Annotated in this window: 8 protein-coding genes; 4 read left to right on the plus strand and 4 right to left on the minus strand. The window is 61.6% G+C overall.

The window, feature by feature from the left end; genetic code table 11:
• Positions 1-2: 2 nt before the first annotated feature.
• Together HX846_RS22460 and HX846_RS22465 are read left to right on the plus strand one after the other, a co-directional pair.
• Positions 3-1,091 (plus strand): efflux RND transporter periplasmic adaptor subunit, encoded by a 1,089-nt coding sequence (locus tag HX846_RS22460; protein WP_256739853.1) that lies wholly within the window; start codon positions 3-5, stop codon positions 1,089-1,091.
• An 18-nt stretch (positions 1,092-1,109) separates the two neighbouring features.
• Positions 1,110-4,271 (plus strand): CusA/CzcA family heavy metal efflux RND transporter, encoded by a 3,162-nt coding sequence (locus HX846_RS22465; protein WP_178966115.1) that lies wholly within the window; start codon positions 1,110-1,112, stop codon positions 4,269-4,271.
• 37 nt (positions 4,272-4,308) lie between these two features.
• Here the strand turns inward: HX846_RS22465 and HX846_RS22470 are convergent, their stop codons facing one another.
• The 4 genes from HX846_RS22470 to HX846_RS22485 form a co-directional block, all read right to left on the minus strand.
• Complete coding sequence (locus HX846_RS22470) at positions 4,309-5,712, minus strand: heavy metal sensor histidine kinase (RefSeq protein ID WP_177020529.1); 1,404 nt, start codon at positions 5,710-5,712, stop codon at positions 4,309-4,311.
• On the minus strand, positions 5,709-6,383 hold the full coding sequence (locus HX846_RS22475) for a heavy metal response regulator transcription factor (RefSeq protein WP_003214417.1): 675 nt from the start codon (positions 6,381-6,383) through the stop codon (positions 5,709-5,711). The genes HX846_RS22470 and HX846_RS22475 overlap by 4 nt, the downstream gene beginning before the upstream one ends.
• 219 nt (positions 6,384-6,602) lie before the next feature.
• The gene (locus HX846_RS22480; protein ID WP_008437498.1) at positions 6,603-6,788 is read right to left on the minus strand and encodes a hypothetical protein; all 186 of its coding nucleotides are present in this window, start codon (positions 6,786-6,788) and stop codon (positions 6,603-6,605) included.
• A gap of 160 nt (positions 6,789-6,948) precedes the next feature.
• Complete coding sequence (locus tag HX846_RS22485) at positions 6,949-8,277, minus strand: OprD family porin (RefSeq protein ID WP_003214419.1); 1,329 nt, start codon at positions 8,275-8,277, stop codon at positions 6,949-6,951.
• A gap of 238 nt (positions 8,278-8,515) precedes the next feature.
• Here HX846_RS22485 and HX846_RS22490 point away from each other — a divergent pair, with 238 nt between their 5' ends.
• Positions 8,516-8,848: a DUF2790 domain-containing protein gene (locus HX846_RS22490; RefSeq protein ID WP_177029308.1), complete on the plus strand. Its 333-nt coding sequence runs from the start codon at positions 8,516-8,518 to the stop codon at positions 8,846-8,848.
• Between the two features lie 106 nt (positions 8,849-8,954).
• Positions 8,955-9,968 (plus strand): PAS domain-containing methyl-accepting chemotaxis protein (locus tag HX846_RS22495; RefSeq protein WP_178966116.1); only part of this gene is annotated, 1,014 nt, incomplete at its 3' end.

Raw genomic sequence — 9,968 nt, forward strand, 5'->3', positions numbered from 1 at the left:
CGCTGGCCGTTGCGCTGATGCTGGCGTGGCCGGCCATCAGCGGTGCGGCAGAGGCGGAAGAGGAAGGCAAGATCGAGCTGACCGAACAGCAGGTCCAGGCCGCCGGTATTCAACTGGCCCCGGCGCAATCCCGGCAGATCAGCACTGTGCTTTCGCTGCCGGGCGAGGTGCGTTTCGACGAAGACCGCACCTCCCACATCGTGCCGCGTGCTGCCGGCGTGGTGGAGTCGGTGAAGGTCAACCTCGGCCAATCGGTGAAGAAGGGCGAGCTGCTCGCGGTGATCGCCAGCCAGCAGATTTCCGATCAGCGCAGTGAACTGGCGGCCAGTGAGCGCCGGGTGGTACTGGCCCGCACCACCTTCCAGCGCGAGCGCCAGTTGTGGCAGGACAGGATCTCCGCCGAACAGGATTACCTGCTGGCGCGCCAGGCGCTGCAAGAGGCCGAAATCGCCCTGAACAATGCCCGGCAAAAGATGAATGCCCTGAGCGGCAGCGCTGTATTGGTCGGCGGCAATCGCTACGAACTGCGAGCGCCGTTCGACGGCGTGGTGGTGGAAAAACACCTGGGTGTCGGCGAGGTGGTGAGCGAGACCAGCAACGCCTTCACCCTGTCGGACCTGTCCCAGGTGTGGGTCACCTTCGGCGTGTTCCCCAAGGATTTGAACAAGGTCCGGGTCGGCAAACCGGTGAAGGTCACGTCCTCGGAAATGGGCACCGAAGTACTTGGCACCGTGGCCTATGTCGGCAACTTACTGGGGGAGCAGACCCGCACCGCCACCGTACGCGTCACGGTGCCGAACCCCGACGCTTCGTGGCGTCCAGGGCTGTTCGTTTCCGTGCAGGTCGCCACCGACACCTACCCGGCCAAGGTCACCGTCCCCCAGGAGGCGATCCAGACCGTCGAGGACAAACCCTCGGTGTTCGTGCGCACCAGCGACGGCTTCATGACCCGGCATATCGAACTGGGCGTCAGCGAAAACGGTTTCGTCGAAGTGCGCCAGGGCCTCGACGCCGGCGCGCAGGTGGCCACCGCCGGCAGCTTCATCCTCAAGTCCGAGTTGGGCAAGGCCTCGGCCGAGCACGCCCATTGATCCTGCGAGTGATTTCCCATGTTTGAGCGCCTTATCCAATTCGCCATCGAGCAGCGCATCATCGTGCTGTTGGCGGTGCTGCTGATGGCCGGTGTCGGTATCGCCAGCTATCAGAAATTGCCCATCGACGCCGTGCCGGATATCACCAACGTCCAGGTGCAGATCAACTCGGCGGCGGCGGGTTTTTCGCCGCTGGAAACCGAGCAGCGCATCACCTTTCCCATCGAGACCGCCATGGCCGGGCTGCCGGGCTTGCAGCAGACCCGCTCGCTGTCGCGCTCGGGCTTGTCCCAGGTCACGGTGATTTTCAAGGACGGCACCGACCTGTTCTTCGCGCGCCAGTTGGTCAACGAACGCTTGCAGGTGGCTCGCGAGCAACTGCCTGATGGCATCGAAAGCATGATGGGGCCGATCTCCACCGGGCTCGGGGAAATCTTCCTGTGGACCGTGGAGGCGAAAGACGGCGCGCGCAAGGAGGACGGCTCAGCCTATACGCCGACCGACCTGCGGGTGATCCAGGACTGGATCATCAAGCCGCAACTGCGCAACGTGCCGGGCGTGGCCGAGATCAACACCATCGGCGGCTTTGCCAAGGAATACCAGATCGCCCCGGACCCCAAGCGCCTGGCGGCCTACAACCTGACCTTGGGCGACCTGGTCACGGCGCTGGAGCGCAACAACGCCAACGTCGGCGCCGGCTACATCGAGCGCAGCGGCGAGCAATTGCTGATCCGTGCGCCGGGGCAAGTCGCGTCCATCGACGACATTGCCAACATCGTCATCACCACTTCCGACGGTACGCCGATTCGGGTACGCAACGTCGCCCAGGTCGACATTGGCCGCGAGCTGCGTACCGGTGCCGCCACGGAGAATGGCCGCGAAGTGGTGCTGGGCACGGTGTTCATGTTGATCGGCGAAAACAGCCGCACGGTGTCCCTGGCGGTCGCGAAAAAACTCGAAGAGATCAACCGTTCGCTGCCTGAAGGTGTGGTGGCCGTCACCGTCTACGACCGCACCAACCTGGTGGAAAAAGCCATCAGCACCGTGAAGAAAAACCTCTTCGAAGGGGCGCTGCTGGTGGTGGCGGTGCTGTTTCTGTTCCTCGGCAATATCCGCGCTGCGCTGATCACCGCGATGGTGATTCCCCTGGCCATGTTGTTCACCTTTACCGGGATGTTTACCAACAAGGTCAGCGCCAACCTGATGAGCCTCGGCGCGCTGGATTTCGGGATTATCGTGGATGGCGCGGTGGTGATCGTTGAAAACGCCATCCGCCGCCTGGCCCATGCCCAGCAGCGCCACGGGCGACTGTTGACCCGCAGCGAGCGCCTGCATGAAGTGTTCGCGGCGGCCAAGGAAGCGCGGCGCGCGCTGATCTTCGGGCAACTGATCATCATGGTGGTGTACCTGCCGATCTTCGCCCTCACCGGGGTCGCCGGGAAGATGTTCCACCCGATGGCGTTCACCGTGGTGATCGCGCTGCTGGGGGCGATGATTCTGTCCGTGACCTTCGTGCCGGCGGCCATTGCGCTGTTCGTCACCGGCAAGGTCAAGGAAGAGGAAAACCTGGTGATGCGCAGCGCACGCCGTGTCTACGCGCCGGTGCTGGATTGGGTGATGGCGCGCCGGCCGCTGGTGTTCGGCCTGGCGGTGATGGCCATCGTTGCGTCGGGCCTGGTGGCCAGTCGCATGGGCAGCGAATTTATCCCCAGCCTCAGCGAGGGTGATTTCGCCCAACAAGCGTTGCGGGTGCCGGGCACCAGCCTGACGCAGTCGGTACAGATGCAGCAGCAACTGGAAAAGACCTTGATGGCCGAGGTGCCGGAAATCGAGCGGGTATTCGCCCGCACCGGCACCGCGGAAATCGCCTCCGACCCGATGCCGCCGAACATCTCCGACAGCTACGTGATGCTCAAGCCCAAGGACCAGTGGCCCGACCCGAAGAAGTCCCGCGAGGCAATCATCGCCGACATCCAGCGCGCCAGTGCGATTGTGCCGGGCAGCGTGTATGAACTGTCGCAACCGATCCAGCTGCGCTTCAACGAACTGATTTCCGGCGTGCGCAGTGACGTGGCGGTGAAGGTGTTTGGTGACGACATGGCGGTGCTCAACAAGACCGCCGGGGAAATCGCCGAGACCTTGCAAACCCTCAAGGGCGCCTCGGAAGTGAAGGTGGAACAGACCTCCGGCCTGCCGGTGCTGACCATCAATATCGACCGCGACAAGGCCGCGCGTTTCGGCCTGAACGTGGGCGATGTGCAAGACACGATTGCCGTCGCCGTGGGTGGGCGCCAGGCCGGGACGATGTACGAAGGCGACCGGCGTTTTGATATGGTCGTGCGTTTGTCTGATGCGCTGCGCACCGATATCGAAGGCCTGTCGCGGCTGTTGATTCCGATCCCGGCGCTGGCGAATAACGCGGCGGGGCAGTTGGGTTTTATCGCGCTGTCGGAAGTCGCCAGCCTGGACCTGGTACTCGGCCCCAACCAGATCAGCCGCGAAAACGGCAAGCGCCTGGTGATCGTCAGCGCCAACGTGCGTGGGCGGGATATCGGCTCGTTTGTCGAGGAAGCCGGGACGGCCATCGACACTCAGGTGAAAATCCCCGCGGGCTACTGGACCACCTGGGGCGGCCAGTTCGAGCAGTTGAAGGAAGCTTCCGAGCGCTTGCGCATCGTGGTGCCGGTGGCATTGCTGCTGGTGTTCGGGTTGCTGTTCATGATGTTCAACAACCTCAAGGACGGGCTGCTGGTGTTCACCGGGATTCCCTTCGCGTTGACCGGCGGGATCATGGCGCTGTGGCTGCGGGACATTCCGTTGTCGATCTCGGCGGGCGTGGGTTTTATCGCGCTGTCGGGGGTGGCGGTGCTGAACGGGTTGGTGATGATTGCGTTCATTCGCAACCTGCGGGAAGAGGGGCGCTCATTGTCGGTGGCCATCAACGAAGGCGCCCTGACACGCTTGCGCCCGGTGTTGATGACGGCGTTGGTGGCGTCGCTGGGGTTTATCCCCATGGCCCTGGCCACCGGCACCGGCGCCGAAGTACAGCGCCCGTTGGCGACGGTGGTGATTGGCGGGATTATTTCGTCGACGCTGCTGACCCTGCTGGTATTGCCGGCGCTGTATCACTGGGCGCACCGGCGTGAAGAACAGGAAGACCGCCCGATGCCTGACCAATAACCTGTGGTGAGGGAGCAAGCTCCCTCACCACAATGAGTTATTGGCAGATAGCGTTGGTATGAAGGGGAAACACCAACCGAAACACAGTGAAATCTCCGGGCTCGCTGCTGACTTCTGCCCGGCCTTGATGCAGGGTCATGATCGACCGCACGATGGCCAGCCCCAGCCCGGTCCCCCCTTCGGAGCGGGCGCGGCTGCTGTCGACGCGGTAGAAACGCTCGAACAGGTTCGGCAGGTGGTGCGCTTCAATCCCCGGGCCCGGGTTGCCCACCGACAGCGAGACTTGCTGCCCGTGGGTTTCCACCTGCAACGACACCGTGGAAGCGTGTGGCGTATGACGGATGGCATTGGACAACAAGTTGGAAATCGCCCGCTGAATCATCAGGCGGTCGCCATGCACCGAGGCATCACCGTGAAGGCTCAGGCTCAGTTGCTTGTCTTCGGCACTCAACGCAAACAGTTCCATCACCCGGCGTGCTTCAGCGGCCAGGGACACGGGCGCAAACGAAACCCGCGCCGCCGGGTGGCTGACCTGTGCCAGGAACAGCATGTCGGAAACGATCCGCGCCAGCCGCTCCATTTCTTCGGTGCTGGATTCCAGCACCGCCTTGTACTCCTCGGGCGGGCGCTCCCGGGACAACGTCACCTGGGCCTTGCCCATCAAGTTGGTCAGTGGCGCGCGCAGTTCATGGGCCAGGTCATCGGAGAACTGCGACAGCTGCTGCACACCGCCATCCAGACGCTGCAGCATGAAGTTGATGCCCTGCGCCAACTCGCCCAACTCGTTGGGCAAGTTATCCACAGCCAGGCGGTGGGTCAGATCCTGTGTGGTGACCTTGGCCGCGACGCGGCTGAACTGTTGCAGCGGTGCGAGCCCGCGTTGCACCACCCACCACGCGCCGATGCCGATCAGCAGCAACAGCAGCGGCAGGGCGATCACCGTGGAACGCAGGTAAGCACTGAGCAATGCCTGATCGTCCATGCGGTCCAGGGACAGCAGCACCCGCACGCGTTCGCCGCTGGACAGGCGCATCAGGCTGGAGGCGCTGAGCACCTGGTTGCCGTTGCTGTCGTCCCAGTTCAGGTAACCGAGGGTCTGGCGTGGTGCGAAGTCGGTCAGCAACGGCTCCTGTGGCTTGGCACCGACGCTCAACAGCACCGCTTCATCGGGTGCGGTGCCGACGATGGTCAGGTAGAAATTGTCATGCCCCATCACCAGGTCCATCAGCGAATGCGGGCGGGCCTTTATGTCGCGGGTGTCCAGGCCGAGGGCGAGGCTGTGCTGGATCTGCTCCATCTTGCTTTCCAGGCCCTTGCGCGCCAGTTTCTCAAGCTCGTGGGTCAGCGCCAGGTAGGCCAGTGTTGCGAGCAGTACCACCAGGCCCGCGCCCATCAGGCTCACCGTCAGCCCGAGGCGCATCGACAGGCTGCTGGCTTTCATTGGCGGGCCTCCAGCACATAACCCACGCCGCGAATGGTATGGATCAGCTTGACGTCACTCTGGTCGTCGACCTTGGCCCGCAGGCGGCTGATGGAGACCTCCACCACGTTGGTGTCGCAGTCGAAATTCATGTCCCACACCAGGGAAATAATCTGCGTGCGGGTCAGCACTTCGCCGGACTGACGCATCAGCACATGCAGCAGCGCGAACTCCTTGGTGGTCAGGTCAATGCGCCGGGTGCCGCGATAGGCGCGGTGGCGGCGCGGGTCCAGTTCAAGGTCCGACACGCGGAAGACTTCCGGCACCGGTATGTGCTCGCTGCGGCGCAACAGCGTGCGCACCCGGGCCAGCAATTCGGGGAATTCGAAGGGTTTGACCAGGTAATCATCGGCGCCCATGTCCAGGCCCTTGATCTTGTCAGTCAGCCGGCCACGGGCTGTGAGCATCATCACCCGTTGGTTGCTGTCGCGGCGCAGTTGCTCAAGCACTTCCCAGCCGTCCTTGGCCGGCAGGTTTACATCGAGAATCACCAGTTCATAAGCGTGTTGCCCGGCCAGGTGCAGGCCGTCCACGCCGCTGGCGGCGCAGTCGACCACGTAACCGCTTTCGGTCAGGCCCTGCTGCAGGTAGGCGGCGGTTTTTTGCTCGTCCTCAACCACAAGGATACGCATGGGGGTTTACCTTTTACTGATAGAGAGAGACTGAAATTCGAATTTTCCGAAGCCTGAAGGCTGAAGTAGCTACAGGGTCAATCAGCCAGTTTGTGACTGGTTGTTGCGTTGCAGAACGGGCGGGCAAAAAAAACGCCCCATCCGGGGCGTTAAAAATTCATCTCTTTCCAAAGGAGCTACACAAAAGCTTCAGAGATGAATGTGCTCGGTGTGCGCCGTTCAGATCGACTGCTTCTGTGCGTCGGCGGGCGCGGTCTCGGCCACGGACTGTTCACCGTGGACCTGCTGCTGTTGCTGGCGGAACTCGGCGAGGAACTGCCGGGAACGGTCGGCGCCGTCGTCGGCGAATGCGAGGGTGGAAGTGGCGCCGAGAAAACTGATCAATAACAGGTGGGATGGCTTCATGACGTGTCTCCAAATAAGGCGTGTGCCGTTAGTTGTGGCCAGTATATGAAGCGCAACTTAACGAGAAGGTGAGGCGCATATTACAGTTCTGACAGGCTTCAATTTGTGAACAGATGTTAGTCAACGGCAAATGAATGTAAGCATTTGCCGTTGTGTTCATTTACAGAATTGCCAATGGATATTCGACAATCAACCGAACTTCTTCCAAGTCCGACTCAAAGGCACTTGAGCGAACGGTCGCCTGGCGCAAACGCAGCGACAGGTCTTTCAAGTTACCGCCCTGCACCACGTACTTCGCCTCGATATCCCGCTCCCAGCGGCGTTGATCGGTCAGCGGGTCGCCGGCCGCGTCACGGCGCATGTACACGCTGTTGGCGTTGCTGTAGTCGGCGCCGGTACCTTTGCCATAGCGGGTCATGAAGGTCAGGCCAGGAATGCCGAAGGCCTGCATGTCGAGGTTATAGGCGAGCATCCACGAGCGTTCCCTGGGCGAGTTGAAGTCGCTGTACTGGATCGAGTTGTTGAGGAAGATCGAGTCCGACATGCGCAGGTAGTCAAAGTCGTCATCGCCGTTGTTGCGCTGGTGCGACAGGGCCAGGCTGTGGGCGCCGACCTTGACCCCAAGCCTGGCGCTCCAGATGTTGTTATCGAACTCGCCAAGGCGTTTCTTGCCCTCGTCCACGGCCTTGTAATAGTTGAAGTCGCCAAACAGCGACACGTCATCGTTCAGCGGGTAGCTGGCGGCGCTGCCGAAGTAGTACTGGTCCCAGGCATCCTTCAGGCGGCTGGTGTACAGGCTGACGCTGAGGTGTTTGTTCACCTGGTAGTCGCCGCCGGCATAGCCGATCCAGGGTGAATCCACCTTGCCCGCATAAAACGTCGCGAAGCCTTTATCCATGCCGCTTTGGGTGGGCTGGCTCATGCCGCTCAAGTGCCCGGCCTGCAAGCTCAAGCCGTCAATGCTGGTGTTTTGCGCGGTGACGCCACGGAAGCTTTCCGGCAACACCCGCGAGTCGCCGTAGGCCACCACCGGGGTCAGCGGGAACACGTCACCGGCCTTGATCACGGTATCCAGCAGGCGCACTTTTACCGCGCCGCCGAGCTTGCTGTAGCCGTCCTCGGGGTGGTTGTCGCTGTCTACCGGCAGTACGCCGAACGAGCCCTTGCCGCCGCTGCGACCGGTGCCGGAGTCGAGTTTCAGGCCATACATCGCAAACGCATCGAGGCCGAAACCCACCGGACCCTGAGTGAATCCGGATTCGAACTTGCCGATAAAACCCTGGGCCCAGGCTTCGGAATAGCCATTGCCGGTGGGGCTCGACTGGCCCTTGCGGTCATCGCGGTTGAAGTAGAAGTTGCGGGCCAGCACGTTCAAGGTACTGCCTTCGATAAACCCTTCGGGTTTATCTTCCACGGCCATGCCTGACAGCGGGGTGAGCCCCGCCAGGGCGGCAATCATGGAGAGTGAAAATGTGCGGTTAGTGCTCATGTAGCGCTCCTCGGTAGTGGCAGCTATCAGCTTCTTATCAATGGGGCATTCTTGTTGTGATGGTGCCCGGGCAGATAGTTGCAAACACGAGATAACGGCGAGGTGGCGCACAGATTACAATTTTGGAATTTCAATAAAACATAACGGATAAGTAATCTTTCGGTGAACGTTGCGACAGGCTTGGTTAGTTATTCTTGCTCTGAACTTTTAATTCAATAAGTCAGACGAGGACGCCCTCATGAATACCCTGAAAACCACTGTCGCTGCATTGGCCCTGATCGTTTCCGCCGGCGCGATGGCCGAAGGTGGAGGCGACCGCACCTTCGCCCAATTGATGCAAAACAATGAGCAAGCCATGGCCGCCTACGCCGCCAGAAAGGGCAAGCCTGCGCCCGAGGTGCTGGTGTATCGCTACGGCATGAAGCTGGACATTGCCAGGGTGGTGAATGTCACGCCGCCGATCCGCTCGTGCAGCGCGGTGCCGTCACGCATGACCTACGAAGACTCCACCGGCAAGCTCAACACGCTCCACTACCAAGTGATGGGCATCTGCCGTAACAACGGCAGTTGAGGGGCTGAAAAAATATAGTTGGGCAATGGGCTAAAGCTCTCTTAAGAAAATGCCGGCAGCGCCGATGCAGGTCAGATCCCGCCCTCATTTGCCCACCGGTGCCTCCATGTTCAACACCCGTCTCAAGCAGGAGCTGTCTGCTCTTCGCGAAGAATTATCCAGTTTGCAGCAGGTCAAGGAGAGCCTGGAAAGCGAAATGATGGCCCTGACCCTGGATCCCGAAGGGCGCATCGAGTCCGTCAATGCCATCTTCCTTCAAGAGATGGCTTACCAGGCAAGCCAGCTGCAAGGCCGCCTGATCGAGGATCTAGTGCCGGCTCACGTCAAGCACGACACCTTTCAACTGCGCTTCACGAACGCCCTGGTGCGTGGCGAACACTTCGCCGGTTCCGTACGCCTGATGCGCGGCAACGGCAATGAGGCGTGGCTGCGCTCCATCGTGCAACCGGTGCGTGGCAGTGACGGGCGTATCAAGCATATTTCGATGTACTCCAGCGACCTGACCCGCACTATCGAGGCGTCCCGCGAGCACGAAAACCTGATCACCGCGCTGGTGCGTTCCACGGCAGTGATCGAGTTCGACCTCAACGGTAATGTGCTGACGGCCAACGACCGTTTCCTCAACGGCATGGGTTACAGCCTGGCGCAGATCCAGGGCAAACATCACCGGATATTCTGTGAGCCGCAGGATGCCGGCAGCGTCGAGTACCAGCAGTTCTGGAAGCGCCTGAACGCCGGTGAATTCGTCGCGGGGCGCTTCAAGCGGGTGGACAGCCACGGGCGGGTGGTGTGGCTGGAGGCTTCGTATAACCCGGTGCTCGACGCCAACGAGCGGCTGTACAAAGTGGTCAAGTTCGCCACGGTGATCACCGACCAGGTCAACCAGGAACAGGCCGTGGCCGACGCGGCCAACATCGCCTACAGCACCTCGCTGCACACCGACAGCAGCGCCCAGCGCGGCACCACCGTGGTCACCCAGGCGGTGGAGGTGATGCGCGACCTGGCCAAGCACATGGAGCAGGCGGGTGAGGGCATTGAAGCGCTGAACGCCCAGTCCCAGGTGATTGGCAGCATCGTCAAGACCATCAGCGGCATCGCCGAGCAGACCAACCTGCTGGCG

Source organism: Pseudomonas sp. K5002, from assembly GCF_013386655.1.
Lineage (GTDB): Bacteria > Pseudomonadota > Gammaproteobacteria > Pseudomonadales > Pseudomonadaceae > Aquipseudomonas.

Bases quoted from the DNA above. Each gene is read 5' to 3' on its own strand.
- HX846_RS22465 (WP_178966115.1), top strand. From the start codon at position 1,110: ATGTTTGAGCGCCTTATCCAATTCGCCATCGAGCAGCGCATCATCGTG.
- HX846_RS22470 (WP_177020529.1), bottom strand. From the start codon at position 5,712: ATGAAAGCCAGCAGCCTGTCGATGCGCCTCGGGCTGACGGTGAGCCTG.
- HX846_RS22475 (WP_003214417.1), bottom strand. From the start codon at position 6,383: ATGCGTATCCTTGTGGTTGAGGACGAGCAAAAAACCGCCGCCTACCTG.
- HX846_RS22480 (WP_008437498.1), bottom strand. From the start codon at position 6,788: ATGAAGCCATCCCACCTGTTATTGATCAGTTTTCTCGGCGCCACTTCC.
- HX846_RS22485 (WP_003214419.1), bottom strand. From the start codon at position 8,277: ATGAGCACTAACCGCACATTTTCACTCTCCATGATTGCCGCCCTGGCG.
- HX846_RS22490 (WP_177029308.1), top strand. From the start codon at position 8,516: ATGAATACCCTGAAAACCACTGTCGCTGCATTGGCCCTGATCGTTTCC.